Source organism: Streptomyces sp. NPDC045846 (assembly GCF_056431605.1).
Genome location: NZ_JBWKKJ010000009.1, coordinates 113,300 through 132,766, shown reverse-complemented (window position 1 = coordinate 132,766; position 19,467 = coordinate 113,300). Strand labels below are relative to the sequence as shown.

Here is a 19,467-nt window from a genome sequence, read left to right as displayed (position 1 = left end):
CGGCCAACTTCTTGACGCGCTCCTGACACCAGTTCTCATCTGCTGGCACGCTCTCCCCGTTCCACGCACACCGTTTTCACGCAGCACGCTCAGGTGCCGCACCCGCTCCGCTTTGCTCTGCCCGGCCGACCCCACCCAGTCGGCCGGAACCCCCTCGCAGAAGGAGTTCGCGTGAGATCCACGCACCGTCGTCGTGCCACCGCCACCGGCGCCCTGATCGCCGCAGCCGCCATGCTCAGTGTCGGCGTCCAGGCAGGTAGCGCCAGCGCACGCCCCGACGACTCCGCGACCACCACGGCCCTCAAGGCCCAGGCGGTACGCAACCCGGGCGCCCTGCCCGCGAGTCTCAGCCCCTCCCAGCGCGCCGAGCTCATACGCCAGGCGAACGCCACCACCGCCGCCACCGCCAAGGAACTCGGCCTGGGCGCGCAGGAGAAGCTCGTCGTCCACGATGTGTCCAAGGACCAGGACGGCACCACGCACACCCGCTACGAGCGCACCTACGACGGTCTGCCCGTGCTCGGCGGCGACCTGATGGTCGACACCGCGGCCGGCAAGACGAAGAACGTCGCCAAGGCCAACAGCGCCCAGCTGAAGGGCATCTCCACCGCCGCCCCGGCCAACGCCCCGGCCACCGCCGAGGGCCAGGCGCTCAAGGCCGCCAAGGCCGCGGGTTCCAAGGCGGACAAGGCCGACAGCGCCCGCAAGGTCATCTGGATGGTCAAGGGCGCGCCGACCCTCGCGTACGAGACGATCGTGGGCGGCCTTCAGGACGACGGCACCCCGAACCAGCTGCACGTCATCACGGACGCCAGGACGGGCGCCAAGCTGCACCAGTGGCAGGGCATCGAGACCGGTGTCGGCAACACCCACTACAGCGGCCAGGTCAGCCTCAACACGACGCAGTCCGGGTCGAGTTACACCCTGACCGACACCCCGCGCGGCGGCCACAAGACGTACAACCTGAACCACGGCACGTCGGGCACCGGCTCGCTGTTCACGCAGAACAACGACACCTGGGGCGACGGCACCAACTCCAACGCCGCGACCGCCGGCGCGGACGCCGCCTACGGCGCCGGGGTGACCTGGGACTTCTACAAGAACGTCTTCGGCCGCAGCGGCATCCGCGGCGACGGCGTCGGCGCGTACTCCCGCGTCCACTACGGCAACGCGTACGTGAACGCGTTCTGGGACGACAGCTGCTTCTGCATGACGTACGGCGACGGCGCGGGCGACAACGACCCGCTGACCTCGCTCGACGTGGCGGGCCACGAGATGTCGCACGGCGTCACGGCGGCCACCGCGGGCCTCAACTACGCCGACGAGTCGGGCGGCCTCAACGAGGCGACCTCCGACATCATGGGCACCTCCGTGGAGTTCTACGCGAACAACCCCTCGGACCCGGGTGACTACCTCATCGGCGAGAAGATCAACATCAACGGTGACGGCACCCCGCTGCGCTACATGGACAAGCCGAGCAAGGACGGCGGTTCCGCTGACAGCTGGTACTCCGGCGTCGGCAACCTCGACGTCCACTACTCCTCGGGCCCGGCGAACCACTGGTTCTACCTGGCCTCCGAGGGCAGCGGCGCCAAGGTCATCAACGGCGTGAGCTACGACTCGCCGACCTCCGACGGCCTGCCCGTCACCGCCATCGGCCGCGACAAGGCCCAGCTGATCTGGTACAAGGCGCTCACCACCAAGTTCAACTCCAGCACGGACTACGCGGGGGCCCGCGCGGGTACCATCGCCGCGGCCACCGAGCTGTACGGGGCGAACAGCGCCGAGGTCACCAACGTCACCAACGCCTGGGCGGCCATCAACGTCGGCGCCCGCGCCGGCGGCGGCAACCCCGGTGGCAAGGTCTTCGAGAGCACGGCCCAGGTGGCCATCCCGGACTACCCGGGCGCCGCGGTCACCGACCCGGTCACCGTCTCGGGCATCACCGGCAACGCGCCGTCCGCCCTCCAGGTCGGCGTCAAGATCACCCACACCTACATCGGTGACCTCCAGATCGACCTCGTGGCCCCGAACGGCACCTCGTTCCGGCTGAAGAGCTCTTCTTCGGACTCCACGCAGAACCTGGACAAGACGTACACCGTGAACGCCTCCAGCGTCCCGGCGAACGGCACCTGGAAGCTCAAGGTCCAGGACAAGGCCCGCTACGACGTCGGCACCATCACCGACTTCAAGCTGTCCTTCTGAACCACCCGCCTTCCACGAACCCGGACCCGCGAACGCCGTGAGGTCCGCCCTCTGGAAGCTCACCTTCTGACCAGGCGGCTGGCCGGAAAGTGAAGGTGCCCGGAGCCCATGAGGCTCCGGGCACCGCCCATGTCCGCGGCCGTACGCGCCACCCGGCAGCGGCCCGGGCTCAGCGCATGAGCACGCCCGCGCCCTCCCCGGTCGCCTCGGTCGGGCCCGCCACCAGGCCCAGCTCCGCGTGCGTCGCCAGATGGCGGTGGGCCGGCAGCACCCGGACGGTGTAGCCGAACGGTCCCGTGCGGTCGAGCGCGAGAGGCCCCTCGTACATCCAGCGGCCCTCCAGATCGGGGCCGCCCGCCGGTTTCAGTGGGAAGGTCGCCGCCTCCGCGATGGCGTCGGCCGCGTCCACCCGGCCGGCCACCGCCTGCACCTCCACGTCGTCGGGCACAAGGTCGCCGAGCGCGACCCGCACCCGCAGGGCGAGCGTGGAGCCGAGCTCGGCGGTGCCGTTGGGCGCCGCGGCCGCGGGCGCCAGCGCCTCGACGTGGTCGACGGCGACTTTCGGCCAGGCGCCGCGGACCCGCGCCTTCCACTGCGCCAACTCCCCCGCCGTGACCGGGTCGAGGGCCCGGTGGGCCGCGGCGGCGGGCGCGTACAGCCGGGTCACGTACTCCCGCACCATCCGCCCCGCGAGCACCTTCGGGCCCAGGGTGGTGAGGGTCTGGCGGACCATCTCGATCCAGCGGTCGGGCAGCCCGGCCGGGCCCCGGTCGTAGAAGCGCGGCGCGACCCGGTCCTCGATGAGGTCGTACAGCGCGTTGGCCTCCAGCTCGTCGCGGCGGTCCTCGTCGGTCGCGGCGCCGTCGGCGGTGGGGATGGCCCAGCCGAAGTCGGGCTCGAACCACTCGTCCCACCAGCCGTCCAGGACCGAGAGGTTGAGGCAGCCGTTGAGGGCCGCCTTCATGCCGCTCGTGCCGCAGGCCTCCAGCGGGCGCAGCGGGTTGTTGAGCCACACGTCGCAGCCCGGGTAGAGCTTCTGCGCCATGGCCATGCCGTAGTCGGGCAGGAACACGATCCGGTGGCGCACCCGCGGGTCGTCGGCGAACTTCACCAGCTCCCGCACGAGCCGCTTGCCGCCGTCGTCGGCGGGGTGTGCCTTGCCCGCGACGACGATCTGCACCGGCCGGGTCGGATGCAGCAGCAGCTCCATCAGCCGGTCCCGGTCGCGCAGCATCAGCGTGAGCCGCTTGTAGGAGGGCACCCGCCGGGCGAAGCCGATGGTGAGGACGTCCGGGTTCAACACCCCGTCGATCCAGCCGAGTTCGGCCGTGCCCGCGCCGCGCTGGCGCCACGAGGCGCGCAGCCGCTCGCGGGCCTCGATGACCAGTTGCTCGCGCAGTTCCCGGCGCAGCTCCCAGATCTCGGCGTCCGGGATGTCGGTGACCGCGTCCCAGCGGTCCGAGCCGCCCACGGTCAGGGCGTCCTCGGTACGGCCCGGCCCGATCTGCCGGGCGCCGAGCCGGAAGACCTCGGGCGCGACCCAGGTCGGAGCGTGCACGCCGTTGGTGACGGAGGTGATGGGCACCTCCTGGGCGTCGAAGCCCGGCCACAGGCCCGCGAACATCTCGCGGCTGACCGCGCCGTGCAGGGTGGACACGCCGTTGGCCCGCTGGGCGAGCCGCAGTCCCATCACGGCCATGTTGAAGAGGTTCGGCTCGCCGCCGGGGTAGGTCTCCATGCCGAGCTGGAGGATCTTCTCGACGGGCACCCCGGGCAGCTCGCCGTCGTCGCCGAGGTGGCGGGCGACCAGCTCGCGGTCGAAGCGGTCGATTCCGGCCGGCACCGGGGTGTGGGTGGTGAACACGGTCCCGGCGCGCACCGCTTCGAGCGCGGCGTCGAATTCCAGCCCCTCGCCCGCGAGTTCCCGGATCCGTTCGAGCCCGAGGAAGCCCGCGTGGCCCTCGTTGGTGTGGAACACCTCGGGGGCCGGGTGGCCGGTGAGGCGGCAGTACGTGCGCACCGCCCGTACGCCGCCGATGCCGAGCAGCATCTCCTGGAGCAGCCGGTGCTCGCTGCCGCCGCCGTACAGCCGGTCGGTTACGTCGCGCTCGCCGGGAGCGTTCTCCTCGACGTCCGAGTCGAGCATGAGCAGGGGGACCCGGCCGACCCGGGCCTGCCAGACGGTGGCGTGCAGGGCGCGGCCGCCGGGCAGCGCGAGCGGAACCCTGACCGGGGCGCCGTCCTCCTCCCGCAGCAGCGAGACGGGCAGCTCGTTGGGGTCGAGCAGGGGGTAGTGCTCCTGCTGCCAGCCGTCCCGCGAGAGGGACTGGCGGAAGTAGCCGTGCCGGTAGAGGAGGCCGACCCCGATGAGCGGTACGCCGAGGTCGCTGGCGGATTTGAGGTGGTCCCCGGCGAGGATGCCGAGGCCGCCGGAGTACTGCGGCAGCGCCGCGGTGATGCCGAACTCGGGCGAGAAGTAGCCGATGGCGGACGGGAGTTCACCGCCCTGGTCCTGGTACCAGCGGCGGCCGTGCAGATAGTCGTCGAGGTCGTCGGAGGCGGCGGTGAGTCTGCGCAGGAAGCGGCGGTCCTGGGCGAGCGAGTCGAGCCGGGCGGCGCTGACGGCGCCGAGCAGCCGCACGGGGTCCTCACCCGCCGCCCGCCAGCCCTCGGGGTCCACGGCCTGGAAGAGTTCTCGGGTCTCCGTGTGCCAGGACCAGCGCAGATTGCGCGCGAGATCACTCAGCGGCCGGAGGGCGTCGGGCAGGACAGGGCGCACGGTGAATCGACGGATTGCCTTCACGCTTCCACCTTCGCAGGGGAGATACGTACCGGGGTGGGCACACCGCGATGTGCGCCCCTCCTTCACTCCCGAAGGTAGTGCCGACGCGCCCCGTCAACCACAGCGCCTCGCGGCCCCGCCCCACGGATTCCGCTTCCGGGTCCGGCGCCCGTCCTGACGCCGTCTCACCTGACCTACGGGTAGGCAAAGTTTGCGCCGCTGTCCACGAAAGGCGCGGCGGTCTCCTTGTCTGAACCGTTACGCGCAGGTAGTTAACAAACCGCCGGAATGCCCACCCGTACACCGTGGAAGGCTCACTCGGTAACACAGTCCCGCAGTCCCTCCCGCACGCCATTCGAGTGAACGCGGACAGGAGCGGCCATGCCCGCAGCCGGTCAGCCGTCAACGGAGCAGTTAAAAAGGACAGATTCCCGCAAACGCGGCAAACCCTACCAATCACCCGCAGGTGAGCCCGTGAACCCGAACCCGTCAATCGGCCGCATCCCCGTGCTCGACGTACGCCCCGCCGTCGAGTGCGGCACCCGGCCCGCCAAGGCGGTGGCCGGCGAGAGCTTCCAGGTCACCGCCACCGTCTTCCGCGAGGGCCACGACGCCGTCGCGGCCAATGTCGTGCTGCGCGACCCGGGAGGGCGGGCCGGGCCCTTCACCCCGATGCGCGAGCTCGCCCCCGGCACCGACCGCTGGGGAGCCGAGGTCACCCCGGACGCCGAGGGCAGGTGGACCTACACCGTGGAGGCCTGGGGCGACCCGGTCGCCACCTGGCTCCACCACGCCCACATCAAGATCCCGGCCGGCATCGACACCGAGCTGGTGCTCGCCGAGGGCGCCGCGCTGTACGAGCGGGCCGCGGCCGGGGTGCCCAAGGCCAAGGGGCGGCGCGAGGCGGTTCTGGCCGTGGCGGACGCCCTGCGGGACACCGGCCGGGCCCCCGCGGAGCGGCTCGCCGCGGCCCGCGCCCCGGAGGCGGAGGCCGCCCTCGCGGACCACCCGCTGCGCGAGCTCGTCACGGCCTCTCCCCCGATGCCCCTGCTCGTCGAGCGCGAGCGCGCCCTGTTCGGCTCCTGGTACGAGCTGTTCCCGCGCTCGGAGGGCGCCGTCCTCAAGAAACGCGGCAAGCCGGTCTCCGGCACCTTCCGCACCGCGGCCGAGCGGCTTCCCGCCATCGCCGCGATGGGCTTCGACGTGGTCTATCTGCCGCCCATCCATCCCATTGGCACCACCTACCGCAAGGGCCCCAACAACAGCCTGAAGGCGGGGCGTTGGGACGTCGGGGTGCCCTGGGCGATCGGCTCGCCCGATGGCGGGCACGACGCCGTCCACCCCGACCTCGGCACCCTCGACGACTTCGACGACTTCGTGGCCGCCGCCCGCGACCTGCGCCTGGAGGTCGCGCTCGACTTCGCCCTCCAGTGCTCCCCCGACCACCCCTGGGTCGACAAGCACCCCGAGTGGTTCCACCACCGGGCCGACGGCACGATCGCGTACGCCGAGAACCCGCCCAAGAAGTACCAGGACATCTACCCGATCGCCTTCGACCGGGACATGCCCGGCCTGATCGAGGAGACGGTGCGGCTGCTGCGGTTCTGGATGGGGCACGGAGTACGGATCTTCCGCGTCGACAACCCCCACACCAAGCCGGTCGTCTTCTGGGAGCAGGTCATCGCAGAGATCAACGGCACCGACCCGGACGTGATCTTCCTGGCCGAGGCCTTCACCCGGCCCGCGATGATGCAGACCCTGGCCAAGATCGGCTTCCAGCAGTCGTACACCTACTTCACCTGGCGCAACACCCGGCACGAGCTCACCGAGTACGTCACCGAACTGGCGGGCGAGTCCGCGCCGTACATGCGGCCCAATTTCTTCGTGAACACCCCCGACATCCTGCACGCCTACCTCCAGGAGGGCGGCCGTCCCGCCTTCGAGGTGCGGGCGGTGCTCGCCGCCACGCTCTCGCCGTCGTGGGGTGTCTACGCCGGATACGAACTGTGCGAGAACACCCCGGCCAAGCCCGGCAGCGAGGAGTACCTGGACTCGGAGAAGTACCAACTACGGCCCCGCGACTGGGAGTCGGCCGAGCGCGAGGGCCGCTCCATCGCCCCGCTGATCACCGCGCTCAACCGCATCAGGCGCCGCCATCCGGCGCTGCGGCAGCTGCGCTCGGTCCACTTCCACGACACCGGGAACGACGCGCTGATCGCCTACAGCAAGCGGGCGGGGTCGAACACCGTTGTGGTGGTCGCCAACCTCGACCCCCACCACACCCAGGAGGCCACGGTCTCGTTGGACATGCCGGCACTCGGCCTCGCGTGGGACGAGTCCGTCCCGGTGCGCGACGAGCTCACCGGCGAGACCTACCACTGGGGCAGGACCAATTACGTGCGTCTGGAGCCGGGCCGAGCGCCCGCGCACATCCTGGTCCTGCGACCGTCCCCGCCGATCGGAGGGTCACCCACACCATGATCGTCAACGAGCCCGTCCACGACACCTTCGAGGACACCCCCGCCAAGGACCGCGACCCCGAGTGGTTCAAGCGAGCGGTGTTCTACGAGGTGCTCGTGCGGTCCTTCCAGGACAGCAACGGCGACGGCGTAGGGGATCTCAAGGGCATCACCGCCAAGCTGGACTATCTCCAATGGCTGGGCGTCGACTGCCTCTGGCTGCCGCCGTTCTTCAAATCCCCGCTGCGGGACGGCGGCTACGACGTCTCGGACTACACGGCCGTCCTGCCCGAGTTCGGCGACCTCGCCGACTTCGTGGAGTTCGTGGACGCCGCCCACCAGCGCGGCATGCGCGTGATCATCGACTTCGTGATGAACCACACCAGCGACCAGCACGAGTGGTTCCAGGAGTCGCGCAAGGACCCGCAGGGCCCCTACGGCGACTACTACGTCTGGGCCGACGACGACAAGCAGTTCCAGGACGCCCGGATCATCTTCGTCGACACCGAGACCTCCAACTGGACCTTCGACCCGGTCCGCAAGCAGTACTACTGGCACCGCTTCTTCTCGCACCAGCCCGACCTCAACTACGAGAACCCGGCCGTGCAGGAGGAGATCGTCTCCGCGCTGCGCTTCTGGCTCGACCTGGGCATCGACGGCTTCCGCCTCGACGCGGTGCCCTACCTGTACCAGGAGGAGGGAACCAACTGCGAAAACCTTCCGCCAACGCATGAGTTCCTCAAGCGGCTGCGCGCCGAGATCGACGCCAGCTACCCGGACACGGTGCTGCTCGCCGAGGCCAACCAGTGGCCCGAGGACGTCGTCGACTACTTCGGCGACTACGCCAAGGGCGGCGACGAGTGCCACATGGCGTTCCACTTCCCGGTGATGCCGCGCATCTTCATGGCCGTGCGGCGCGAGTCGCGCTACCCCGTCTCCGAAATCCTGGCCAAGACCCCGGCCATCCCGCGCAACGCCCAGTGGGGCATCTTCCTGCGCAACCACGACGAGCTGACCCTCGAAATGGTCACGGACGAAGAGCGTGACTACATGTACGCCGAGTACGCCAAGGACCCCCGGATGCGGGCCAACATCGGCATCCGGCGCCGGCTCGCCCCGCTGCTCGACAACGACCGCAACCAGATCGAGCTGTTCACCGCGCTGCTGCTCTCGCTGCCCGGCTCGCCGATCCTCTACTACGGCGACGAGATCGGGATGGGCGACAACATCTGGCTCGGCGACCGCGACGCGGTGCGCACGCCGATGCAGTGGACCCCGGACCGCAACGCGGGCTTCTCCTCGTGCGACCCGGGCCGGCTCTATCTGCCCACGATCATGGACCCGGTCTACGGCTACCAGGTGACCAACGTCGAGGCGGCCATGGCCTCGCCGTCCTCGCTGCTCCACTGGACCCGGCGGATGATCGAGATCCGCAAGCAGAACCCCGCCTTCGGGCTCGGCTCGTACACCGAGCTGATGTCGTCGAACCCGGCCGTCCTCGCGTTCCTGCGCGAGCGCCGGGACGACCTGGTGCTGTGCGTGCACAACTTCTCGCGCTTCCCGCAGCCCACCGAGCTGGACCTGAGGGCGTTCAACGGGATGCATCCGGTCGAGCTGATCGGCGGGGTGCGCTTCCCGGCGATCGGCGAATGGCCGTATCTGCTCACCCTGGCCGGCCACGGCTTCTACTGGTTCCGGTTGCGGAAGGACCCCGCAGCCGCCTGACCCGCAGCCCGGGGCGGGGCGGTTTCGGCCGCTTCGCCCGGGGCACTCTGAACCCCGAACCCCGCGCGCCGCCGGACAGCTTCTGTTGCAATCCGGGACACTCTGCGCAATTCGATGTGTGCCCGGGGAAAGGATGCGCCGCCATGCCCAAGGCCGCACCGCCCCGTACCACCGGCCTTCCCCTCACCCGGCTGCTGACCTCGCTCGCCCCGCTCCTGCACGAATGGCTGCCCCGGCAGCGCTGGTTCGCGGGCAAGGGCCGTCCCGTCACGGACTTCGCGCTGCTCACCGCGACCGAGCTGCTGCCCGGCTTCCTGCACCTGCTGGTCCGCACCGAGCACGCGCCGCCGCCGGTCCCCGCCGAGGCCGCTGCCGCGCCCGCCGACTGCTACCAGCTCCTGCTCGGGGTGCGCGACCAGCTGCCGCCCCGGCTCGCCCCCGCCCTGATCGGCCGCGCGAACCACGGACCGCTGGCCGGGCGCACGGTCTACGACGCCCTCCAGGACCCGCAGTCCGCGGCGCTGCTCCTGGAGCGGCTGCGCACCCCCGGCTCGGTGGGCCCGCTGAGCTTCGAGCACGCCCCGGACGTGCGGGTCCCGCCGGGCCTGGCACCGCGGCTGCTCGGGGTGGAACAGTCCAACTCCTCGCTCGTGTACGGAGATACGTTCATCCTGAAGGTGTTCCGCCGGGTGCAGCCGGGTGTCAATCCGGACCTGGAGCTGCCGTGGGCGCTGGCCCGCCAGGGCTGCGACCGGGTGCCCGCGCCCGCCGCCTGGTTCCGCACCTCCGAGCCCCAGGACGCGACCCTCGGCGTGCTCCAGCCGTTCCTGCGCGGCGCCGAGGACGGCTGGACCCTGGCGCTCGCCTCGCTCGCCGAGGGACGCCCCTTCACGGAGGAGGCGTACGAACTCGGGCGGGCCACCGCCGAGGTGCACCTCGCCCTCGCGGACGCCTTCGCGCCGATCACCCTCGGCCGCCCGCAGACGGCGCTGATCGCGGCAGCGATGACCGAGCGCCTGGAGTCCACCGCCCAGGCGGTGCCCGCGCTCGCCCCCCATGTGCCGGGCCTGCGCGCGGCGTTCGAGGCGGTCGCGGCCCTCGATTCGGCGGGCTCGGCCCAGCGCGTGCACGGCGACCTCCACCTGGGCCAGGCCCTGCGGCCCGCCGACGGACCCTGGTCGGTGATCGACTTCGAGGGCGAGCCGGCCCGCCCGCTCGCCGAGCGCCGCCGCCCCCAGCCCCCCGTCCGCGACGTCGCGGGCATGCTGCGCTCCTTCGACTACGCGTCGTGCTCCGCGCGCCCGGCGAACCCGCGCTGGGCGACCGAGTGCCGGGCCGCGTACTGCGCGGGCTACGCGGCGCGGTCGGGCTCCGACCCCCGCGATTCGCCCGAGCTGCTGCGCGCGTACGAGACCGACAAGGCGGTGTACGAGGTGCTCTACGAGGCCCGGCACCGCCCCGACTGGCTGCCCGTGCCCATGGCGGCGATCCGCCGTCTGGCCGGGTCCTGAACTCACCCGTGCACGACGTCACTTGAGGAGGCCCACCCCGTGACCCCCCGCCCCGCCCGCAACTCCTCCGAACCCGCCCCTCGCACCGCCAAGACCGCGGCGCCGGCGGAGAAGCCCGCCAAGGCGCCGCCCGCGCCGCGCCGGGCGGCGAGTCGTGGCGTACGCCCCGCGCCCGCCCTCGCCGCCGCGGACCGGGCCCGCCTGCTCGCCGGCGGCCACCACGACCCGCACGCCCTGCTCGGCGCGCATCCGGTGCGCGGCGGGGTGGCGTTCCGGGCGCTGCGCCCGTACGCGCAGGCCGTGACCGTGCTCGGCAAGGGCCTGCGGGCCGAGCTGCACGACGACGGCGACGGCCTCTTCTCCGGGGTGCTGCCGCTGCGCGAGATCCCGGACTACACCCTGCTGGTCACCTACGAGGACGCCGAGATTGAGGTGCAGGACCCGTACCGCTTCCTGCCCTCGCTCGGCGACCTCGACCTGCACCTGATCGGCGAAGGGCGGCACGAGGAGCTGTGGACGGCGCTCGGCGCCCGCCCGATGGCCCACCAGGGCGTGACGGGCACCCGGTTCACCGTGTGGGCGCCGAACGCCCAGGGCGTCCGGGTCACCGGCGACTTCTGCTACTGGGACGGCACCGCGTACCCCATGCGCTCGCTCGGCTCGACCGGCGTGTGGGAGCTGTTCCTGCCCGGCCTGGGCGACGGAACGTTGTACAAGTTCGACATCATGCGCCCCGACGGGAGCCACACCCTGCGGGCCGACCCGATGGCCCGGCGCACGGAGGTGCCGCCCGCCAACGCCTCGATCGTCACCGAGTCGCACCACGTCTGGCGGGACCAGGACTGGATGGCCCGCAGGACCGCCCGCCCGGTGCACGAGGCCCCGTTCTCGGTGTACGAGGTCCATCTGGCTTCCTGGCGACCGCGCCTGACGTACCGTCAACTCGCGGACCAGCTCCCGACCTACGTCAAGGACCTGGGCTTCACGCACGTCGAGTTCCTGCCGGTGGCGGAGCACCCCTTCGGCGGGTCCTGGGGCTACCAGGTGACGGGCTTCTACGCCCCCACGTCCCGGATGGGGACGCCCGACGACTTCCGCCACCTGGTGGACGCGCTGCACGAGGCGGGCATCGGCGTGATCGTGGACTGGGTGCCGGCCCACTTCCCCAAGGACGACTGGGCGCTCGCGCGGTTCGACGGGCGCACCCTGTACGAGCACGAGGACCCGACGCGCGCCGAGCACCCCGACTGGGGCACGCTCGAATTCGACTACGGCCGCAAGGAGGTCCGCAACTTCCTGGTGGCCAACGCGACGTACTGGTGCGAGGAGTTCCACGTCGACGGCCTGCGGGTGGACGCGGTGGCGTCCATGCTCTACCTGGACTACTCGCGCGAGGACGGCGAGTGGAGCCCCAACGAGCACGGCGGCCGCGAGAACCTGGACGCGGTGGCCTTCCTCCAGGAGATGAACGCGACGGTCTACCGGCGCTGCCCCGGCGTGGTGACCATCGCCGAGGAGTCGACGGCGTGGGACGGCGTGACCCGCCCCACCGACCACGGGGGCCTGGGCTTCGGCCTGAAGTGGAACATGGGCTGGATGCACGACTCGCTGGGCTACGTCCAGCACGAGCCGGTGCACCGCAAGTACCACCACAGCGAGATGACGTTCTCGATGGTGTACGCGTACAGCGAGAACTACGTGCTGCCGATCTCGCACGACGAGGTGGTCCACGGCAAGCGGGCCCTCGTCTCCAAGATGCCCGGCGACTGGTGGCAGCAGCGCGCCACCCACCGCGCCTACCTGGGCTTCATGTGGTCCCACCCGGGCAAGCAACTGCTTTTCATGGGGCAGGAGTTCGCGCAGGGAGCGGAGTGGTCGGAGGGCCACGGCCCGGACTGGTGGCTGCTCGATCCGTCGTACAGCGCCGAGCCGGACCACCGGGGCGTACGCGACCTGGTCCGCGACCTGAACCGGATCTACGAGGCGCAGCCCGCCCTGTGGCAGCGCGACACGGACCCGGCGGGCTTCTCCTGGGTGGCGGGCGACGCGGCGGAGGACAACGTGTTCGCCTTCGTCCGGCGTGACGCGGAGGGCGCGCCGCTGCTCTCGGTCTCCAACTTCTCCCCGGTGGTGCGGGCGGAGTACCGGCTCGGCGTGCCCGAGGTGCCCGGGGCCTGGCAGGAGATCCTGAACACGGACGAGTCCCGCTACGGCGGCGGAGGCGTGGGCAACCCCGACCCCCTCAAGCCGGAGCCGATCGCCTCCCACGGCCACCCGGTGTCCCTCTCCCTCACACTGCCGCCGCTGGCCACGGTGTGGTTCCGGCCGGTGTGAGGGCTCCGTAGGACTCGGGGGCCGGGCCGCGCCCGCTCAACCGGAGCGACCGACGATCAGCCGAAGGCCCGCCCTCGACGGAGGGCGGGCCGAGGCGGTGAGCTCAGGGGGTCAGCCCCGGCGGAACCGCAGCGTGCGCAGTTCGAACGGCCGCAGGGCCACCTCCACCAGGCCCTCGGTCGACTCCGGCTCGCCCAGGGGGCGTTCGAGAAGGTCGGTCGGTGTGAAGGACGCCGTCGCGAAGCCCAGCATCAGCCTGGCACGGGCCCGTCCGCCGCGCGCCTCGTGGAAGCGGACCACCACGTCCCCGCTCCCGTCGTCCGCCAGCTTCACCGCGGTGACCACCACGGCGTCGTTGTCGACCGCCACCAAGGGCTCGACGGGACCCGCGCCCGGCACGGCCCGCTCGGGCAGGTTCACCCCGTACCCCTCCCGCACCGCGTCGCCGATCGTCGCGCCCGGCACCAGCGCGTGGCGGAACCGGTGCAGGCCCTGGTCGGTCTCGGGGTCGGGGAAGCGCGGGGCGCGCAGCAGGGAGACCCGCAGGGTGGTGGTCGTGCCCGCGTCCTCGGGGCGCACCGTGCGCGTCACGTCGTGGCCGTACGTCGAGTCGGTGACCAGGGCCACGCCCCAGCCCGGCTCCTCCAGGTGCACGAAGCGGTGGTTGCACGCCTCGAACTTGGCCGCCTCCCAGCTCGTGTTGGTGTGGGTCGCCCGGTAGAAGTGGCCGAACTGGGTCTCCGACGCGTACCGCTCCGCGTGCACGTCCAGCGGGAAGGCCAGCTTCAGGAACTTCTCCGTCTCGTGCCAGTCCACCTCCGTGAGGATGTCCAGGCGGGACGAGCCCGGCGCGAGCGTCAGGACCTGGGTCACGCGCGACGACCCGAACGAGCGGACCACCCGGACCGACGCGCCCTCCCCGGGCGCCACCTCGTCCGCCTCGATCAGGTCCGTCACCGTGTTGCGGTAGAACGCGTCCACGTCCCAGGCGTCCCACATGTTCGGGAAATCGGGGTGCAGCTGGAGCAGGTTCGCCGGGCGGTCCGGCGCGATGGCCTCGCGGCCCGCCGCGATGTCGTACGCCGAGACCACCAGGCCCCGCCCGTCGATCTCGATCCGCAGCAGCCCGTTGGAGAGCACGAAGCCGCCGTCCGGCCGGCCCGACAGCTCCGAACCCGCTTCCTTCGCCGGTACCGCCGCGCCTCCGGCCGCCACGCCGTGCCGGGTGTGCGGGGTCGCGTTGAAGACCAGGGGCTGCGTTCCCTCCCCGGCCAGCGCGCGCTGGGCCTTCTCGACGAGGCCCGTCAGCTCGGCCGCGACCGCCGCGTACGTCTTCTCCGCCTCCCGGTGCACCCACGCGATCGACGAGCCGGGCAGGATGTCGTGGAACTGGTGCAGCAGCACCGTCTTCCAGACGCGGTCCAGGTCCGCGTACGGGTAGGCGAACCCCTCCACGCGCACCGCGGCCGTCGCCGACCACAACTCGGCCTCCCGCAGCAGGTGTTCGCTCCTGCGGTTGCCCTGCTTCGTCTTGGCCTGGCTGGTCAGCGTCGCCCGGTGCAGTTCGAGGTACAGCTCCCCCACCCACACCGGCGGGTTCGCGTACTCGGCCTCCGCCTTCGTGAAGAACTCCGCCGGGGTCTCCCAGACCACCTGCGCGCTGCCCTCCAGGTCCTTCAGGCGGGCCGCCTTGGCGATCATCTCGCGGGTGGTGCCGCCGCCCCCGTCACCCCAGCCGGTCGGCGCCAGCGAATGCCGGGCGACCCCCTTGTCCTTGAAGTTCTTGGCCGCGTGGGCGATCTCGCCGCCCTTCATGGCGCAGTTGTACGTGTCGACGGGCGGGAAGTGGGTGAAGATCCGGGTGCCGTCGATGCCCTCCCACTGGAAGGTGTGGTGCGGGAACTTGTTGGTCTGGGACCAGGAGATCTTCTGGGTGAGCAGCCACTTCGACCCGGCCGCCTTGATGATCTGCGGGAGCCCCGCCGCGAAGCCGAAGGTGTCGGGCAGCCACGCCTCGTCGTTCTCCACGCCGAACTCGTCGATGAAGAACCGCTTCCCGTGCACGAACTGCCGGGCCATCGCCTCGGAGCCCGGCATGTTGGTGTCGGCCTCCACCCACATGCCGCCGGCCGGGACGAACCGGCCGTCGGCCACCGCCTTGACCACCTTCGCCCACACCTCCGGCCGGTGCTCCTTGATCCACGCCCACTGCTGGGCCTGGGACATCGCGAAGACGAACTCGGGCTCGTCGTCCAGGAGCGCCGTCATGTTGGACGTCGTACGCGCCACCTTGCGCACCGTCTCGCGCAGCGGCCACAGCCACGCCGAGTCGATGTGGGCGTGGCCCACCGCGCTGATCCGGTGCGCGGACGGTTCGGCGGGCGAGGCCAGGACCTCGGTCAGTTCCGAACGGGCGGCCGCGGCCGTGCCGTTGACGTCCTGGAGGTCGAGCGCGTCGAGGGCCCGGTCCACCGCGCGCAGGACGTCCCAGCGTCGGCCCGAATCGACGGGCAGCTCCTGCATCAGCTCGCCGAGCACCTCCAGGTCGATGACCAGGCGCCACACCGTCTCGTCGAAGACGGCGAGGTCCATGCGGGCCAGCTTGTACAGCGGCTCGCGGTGCGAGGTCTCGATGTCGCCGAGCCGGGTCGGCACGAAGGGGTGGTAGTCGAGCAGGACCGGGTTGGAGGCGGCCTCGATGTGCAGGCGCACCTCTTCGCCGCCGTCGACCGGGGCTCCCACGCGCACCCACTGGTTGCGCGGGTTGAGCCCCTTCACCGGGGTGCCGTCGGGCCGGTAGACCAGGCCCTCGCACTGGAAGCCGGGCATGTTCTCGTCGAAGCCGAGGTCGAGGATCGCCTCCACCGTCCTCCCGGCCCACTCCTCGGGCACGGTCCCGGTCACCCGGAACCAGCTCGTACCCCAGGGCGGGCCCCACGGATCGCCGACCGCGACCGGCGTCACCGGCGCGGCCAGCCCCTCCTCGACCGGTACCGGCTCACCCGGCGCGTTCCAGACGGCCACCTCCAGCGGCACCGATTCCGGGTACACGGCGGGGCGGACGCGTTCGTCCAGAACGCGCTTGAGGCGGGCTTCGACCAGGCCGCGGTCGTCATGCATGAGGGGTGCTCCGTTTCGGGTGGGGTGGGTCCGGCTGGTGCGGGCGTCCGGGCCCGGGCTACCAGAGGTGCGTGGCGGCGGCCGGGCCGGACGCGGTGTAGAGCTCGCCGACCGCCCGCACCTCGAACCGGGCCGCCTTCTCGCCCCGCTCGGGTACCAGGCCCGGCACGTAGTACGCGCTCTGGCACGTGCCGCCGAGGAAGCGCCGGGTGCCGTCGGGCAGCACCCGGTGCAGCTCGTAGTGGCGTACGGGCCGGGGCGCGGGGCGCCAGGTGAAACGCATGCCGTCCGAGCCTGCCACAACCCTCAACTCTCCGGGCGCGGGCGGCACTTCGGGCTTGTCGTACACGGCAAGGGCGCCCAGGCGGTAGCTCAGCGCGCCGGATGCCGTCAGGCGCAGGCCGATCGCGCGTGCGGTGCCGGACGGGCCGGTCAGGGGCAGCTCGGTGGTGGTCCAGGCGGCGGCCGCCTTCAGCGTGCCCACGGGCAGGTAGCGGTAGGGCTGGGGAGCGCCGGGGCCGGTGGGTTCGGCGGTGGCGACGGCCAGCTCGACGGTGACGTCGGTGTCGGCGCGGTGGGTCAGTGCGACGACGGTCCGCGCGCACAGCGGCAGCCGGGTCGCGTACAGGTCCAGGGTGACCGGCGCGCCGGGCGCGCCGGAGACCAGGAGGCTGCTGCCGCCGCGCCAGGCGTCCGCGAAGTCGAACGCCACGGTGGGGTGTTGCCCGGTGGTCCGGGTGGCCCAGCGGCGGGACGGCAGACGGTCCTGGAGCCCGAGGTGGTTCCACCCGGTCGGCGAGGTCACCCGGCCCGCCTCGTACCAGCGCAGTCCGTGTCCGGTGTTGAAGGTGGTGGCGAAGGGCAGCGCGCTCACCGTGGAGCGGTCGGCGACGGCCACGGCCGGGGCGCGCCAGGACGCCTGGGTGTCGGGCCGCGACGGGTCGAGGGAGGGGCCGGTCCAGAAGCGGTCGTCGGCGGCGTGGAAGTCTGCGGGCGTGCGGTTCGCGGGCAGGTGGCCCAGGGTCCACTCGGGCCGGTAGAAGCCGTACGAGGTGACGTGCGGTTTGCCGCCGGGGACGATGGCGTCCCAGTCCACCGGGGTGTCCCAGCCGTTGGACTCGACGTCCACCCCGGCCCACAACGCGTAGCGGCCGCGGCCCAGCTCCTCGGCCTTGGTGCCGGACGAGGCGAGGGTGCCGGGCGACCAGCGGAAGTCGAGGAACATGGTGTCGGCGGCCTCGAAGAACGCCTGGTTCCGGCTGTTCAGGGCGCCCTGCCAGCTCACCGAGCCGTTCGCGGTCATCGCGTCGTACCAGGTGACGCGCTGCCCCCTGGCCGCGCCGAGCGCCTTGAGCTCCTTGACGAAGCCGAGCATGTCGGTGGCGAGCGCGGTGTTCCCGCCGTCGGTCTCGGCGTTGATGAACCAGCCGTCGAAGCCGTACGCGGCGGCGACCGCGACGAGCTGGGCAGCCAGCGGGTAGTGGCCCGAGGCGTCCTTCTGGACCAGGTCGCGGGTCCACTGGAGCTGCCCGCCGTACGCCGCCGGAGGCAGGAAGACGTTGCCCAGGACGCGTACGCCGTGCCGATGGGCGGCGTCCACGACCGGCGCGTTCGGCGCGAGGATCAGGCCCTCGCCGGACGAGCCGCCCCAGAAGACCAGCTCGTCGATGTACGCCCAGTGCGTGAGGGCGTAGTAGTCGGCGGTGGGGGCGCCCTGCGACGGGTTGGCGGAGGTGGGGCCGAACGAGACGAGCGACTGGATACGGGCCTGGTCGGCGCGGGCCGTCGGGTTCGCCGGGGTGGGGGTGAAGCGCCGGGCGAGCGGCACGGTGGCCGCGTTGAACGCCAGGTCGGCGTCGGTGGCCTTCCGCCAGGCCTTCAGGCTGCGCCACGTGATGCCGGGGCCGGGGCTGCCGGCGGGCAGCGAGTCCGGGTACCAGTAGGAGGCGTAGGGCTGAACCGCCTTGGCGGCGGCGGGAGTTGAGGCGAAGGCGGGCAGTGCCGGGGTGAGGGCGGCCGCCGCGCCGGCGAGGACCACGGCGCGTCTGGTGGGGTGGTGGTGCACGGGGTGCCTCCTGGCGGGAGCGTTACCGGACCTGGTCGGGGGTGACGACTTCGGTGATGCCGCGCGCGGCGAGGTGCGCGCGGTCGTCGGCGCGGGGTGCGAGGACGGTGGTGGGGCGGGCGCCGTCGGCGGTGAGCCGGAAGAACGCCTCGAAGACGGGACCGCCCGGGGCGCACCCGGAGCGGGCGGCGGGGTCGTCCGGCACGACGAGGGCGGTGGTGCGGGGCGCGGGGGCGTAGGCGCGTACGCCGTCACGGAATGCGGCGGCGGTCCGGGCGAGCACCTGGGCGGTGTCCTTGGGGCGCCGGTCGTTGGTCAACAAGCCGAGCCCGTATTCGAGTTCGGGGAAGTCGGCCAGGTCGCGCGAGACGTCGTGGGAGCACCACCAGGTGATGCCCCACAGGTCCGGGCAGTCCAGGGCGTTCTCGACCGTCGCCCCGGTGAAGGCGGCGGCGTGCGCGGGCGGCACCAGCGGGGCCGGGGCGCCGACCTCCTGGAGCCAGACCGGGCGGTGCGGGTCGGCGGCCCAGGCCTTGGACAGCTCGATCAGGTACGCGGCGTGGTGCTCGGTCGCCACCGACCGGCGGCCGTGGCGTTGCGCGGTGCCGTTGAAGACCCAGGAGTGGACGGCGGTGACCGCGCCGCGCCGGGCGGCCTGGGCCGGGGTGAAGGGCATGTCGTCCTGGTACCAGCACGCGTCGTACTCGGCGTGCAGATGCAGCCTGCCGGGCGCGCCCTCCTCGCAGGCCGCCAGCATCCGCTCCAGCCACCGGTCGACCTCGGCCTCGGTGGCCCGGTCGGGGTCGGGGTGGGGGCCCGCGGAGAACTGGTTGACCTCGTTGCCCAGCGTCATGCCGATGAAGTTGGGCCGGTCGGCGAGGGCGGCGGCCAGGGTGCGCAGATAGGCGGCCTGCCCGTCGAGCACCTCGGGGTCGGTGAACAGGTTGCGGCGGTGCCAGGTGCGGGTCCAGGCGGGCAGGAAGTCGAAGCTCGACAGGTGCCCCTGAAGGCCGTCGACGTTGACGTCGAGACCGCGTTCGGCGGCGGCGTCCGCGAGGTCGACCAGCTGCTCGACCGCGCGGGGCCGGATCAGGGCCCGGTTGGGCTGGAAGTAGGGCCACAGCGGGAAGACCCGTATGTGGTCGAGGCCGAGCGCGGCGATCGAGTCGAGGTCGGCCCGCACCGCGTCGGGGTCGTAGTCGAGCCAGTGGTGGAACCAGCCTTGGCTGGGCGTGTAGTTGACGCCGAAGCGCGGGGCTGCCATGG

Annotated in this window: 9 protein-coding genes; 5 read left to right on the top strand and 4 right to left on the bottom strand. The window is 72.0% G+C overall.

Annotated features, from left to right (window positions below; genetic code table 11):
* Window positions 1-171 precede the first annotated feature (171 nt).
* Window positions 172-2,205 carry a M4 family metallopeptidase gene (locus AC07F3_RS25470; RefSeq protein ID WP_479116752.1) on the top strand — a complete coding sequence of 678 codons (2,034 nt, stop codon included), beginning with the start codon at window positions 172-174 and terminating at the stop codon, window positions 2,203-2,205.
* Between the two features lie 169 nt (window positions 2,206-2,374).
* On the opposite strand, the gene glgP is transcribed toward AC07F3_RS25470, so the two are convergent.
* Window positions 2,375-5,008, bottom strand: a complete 2,634-nt coding sequence (gene glgP / locus AC07F3_RS25465) for an alpha-glucan family phosphorylase (protein WP_479116751.1) — start codon at window positions 5,006-5,008, stop codon at window positions 2,375-2,377.
* A 360-nt stretch (window positions 5,009-5,368) separates the two neighbouring features.
* On the opposite strand from glgP, the gene AC07F3_RS25460 reads away from it, so the two are divergent.
* The 4 genes from AC07F3_RS25460 (at window position 5,369) to glgB (ending at window position 13,016) form a co-directional block, all read left to right on the top strand.
* Window positions 5,369-7,468 carry an alpha-1,4-glucan--maltose-1-phosphate maltosyltransferase gene (locus AC07F3_RS25460; protein WP_479116750.1) on the top strand — a complete coding sequence of 700 codons (2,100 nt, stop codon included), beginning with the start codon at window positions 5,369-5,371 and terminating at the stop codon, window positions 7,466-7,468.
* On the top strand, window positions 7,465-9,171 hold the full coding sequence (gene treS / locus AC07F3_RS25455; RefSeq protein ID WP_479116749.1) for a maltose alpha-D-glucosyltransferase: 1,707 nt from the start codon (window positions 7,465-7,467) through the stop codon (window positions 9,169-9,171). Before AC07F3_RS25460 ends, treS begins: the two co-directional genes overlap by 4 nt.
* 143 nt (window positions 9,172-9,314) lie before the next feature.
* Window positions 9,315-10,682, top strand: coding sequence for a maltokinase N-terminal cap-like domain-containing protein (locus tag AC07F3_RS25450; protein WP_479116747.1), 1,368 nt, complete (start codon window positions 9,315-9,317; stop codon window positions 10,680-10,682).
* Between the two features lie 39 nt (window positions 10,683-10,721).
* Window positions 10,722-13,016 carry a 1,4-alpha-glucan branching enzyme gene (gene glgB, locus AC07F3_RS25445; RefSeq protein ID WP_479116745.1) on the top strand — a complete coding sequence of 765 codons (2,295 nt, stop codon included), beginning with the start codon at window positions 10,722-10,724 and terminating at the stop codon, window positions 13,014-13,016.
* Between the two features lie 111 nt (window positions 13,017-13,127).
* Here glgB and AC07F3_RS25440 read toward each other — a convergent pair whose 3' ends face one another.
* The 3 genes from AC07F3_RS25440 to AC07F3_RS25430 are packed head-to-tail and all read right to left on the bottom strand — an operon-like array spanning window position 13,128 to window position 19,465.
* Window positions 13,128-16,136 carry an alpha-mannosidase gene (locus AC07F3_RS25440; RefSeq protein ID WP_479116744.1) on the bottom strand — a complete coding sequence of 1,003 codons (3,009 nt, stop codon included), beginning with the start codon at window positions 16,134-16,136 and terminating at the stop codon, window positions 13,128-13,130.
* 58 nt (window positions 16,137-16,194) lie between these two features.
* Window positions 16,195-18,201: an endo-beta-N-acetylglucosaminidase gene (locus AC07F3_RS25435; protein ID WP_479116742.1), complete on the bottom strand. Its 2,007-nt coding sequence runs from the start codon at window positions 18,199-18,201 to the stop codon at window positions 16,195-16,197.
* Between the two features lie 22 nt (window positions 18,202-18,223).
* Entirely contained in the window at window positions 18,224-19,465 is a 1,242-nt protein-coding gene (locus tag AC07F3_RS25430) for a glycoside hydrolase 5 family protein (protein WP_479116741.1), read from the bottom strand.
* Window positions 19,466-19,467 lie beyond the last annotated feature (2 nt).

Excerpts from the sequence above, each read along its gene's own strand:
- AC07F3_RS25460 (WP_479116750.1), top strand. The coding sequence starts at position 5,369 with ATGCCCGCAGCCGGTCAGCCGTCAACGGAGCAGTTAAAAAGGACAGAT.
- treS (WP_479116749.1), top strand. The coding sequence starts at position 7,465 with ATGATCGTCAACGAGCCCGTCCACGACACCTTCGAGGACACCCCCGCC.
- AC07F3_RS25450 (WP_479116747.1), top strand. The coding sequence starts at position 9,315 with ATGCCCAAGGCCGCACCGCCCCGTACCACCGGCCTTCCCCTCACCCGG.
- AC07F3_RS25440 (WP_479116744.1), bottom strand. The coding sequence starts at position 16,136 with ATGCATGACGACCGCGGCCTGGTCGAAGCCCGCCTCAAGCGCGTTCTG.
- AC07F3_RS25430 (WP_479116741.1), bottom strand. The coding sequence starts at position 19,465 with ATGGCAGCCCCGCGCTTCGGCGTCAACTACACGCCCAGCCAAGGCTGG.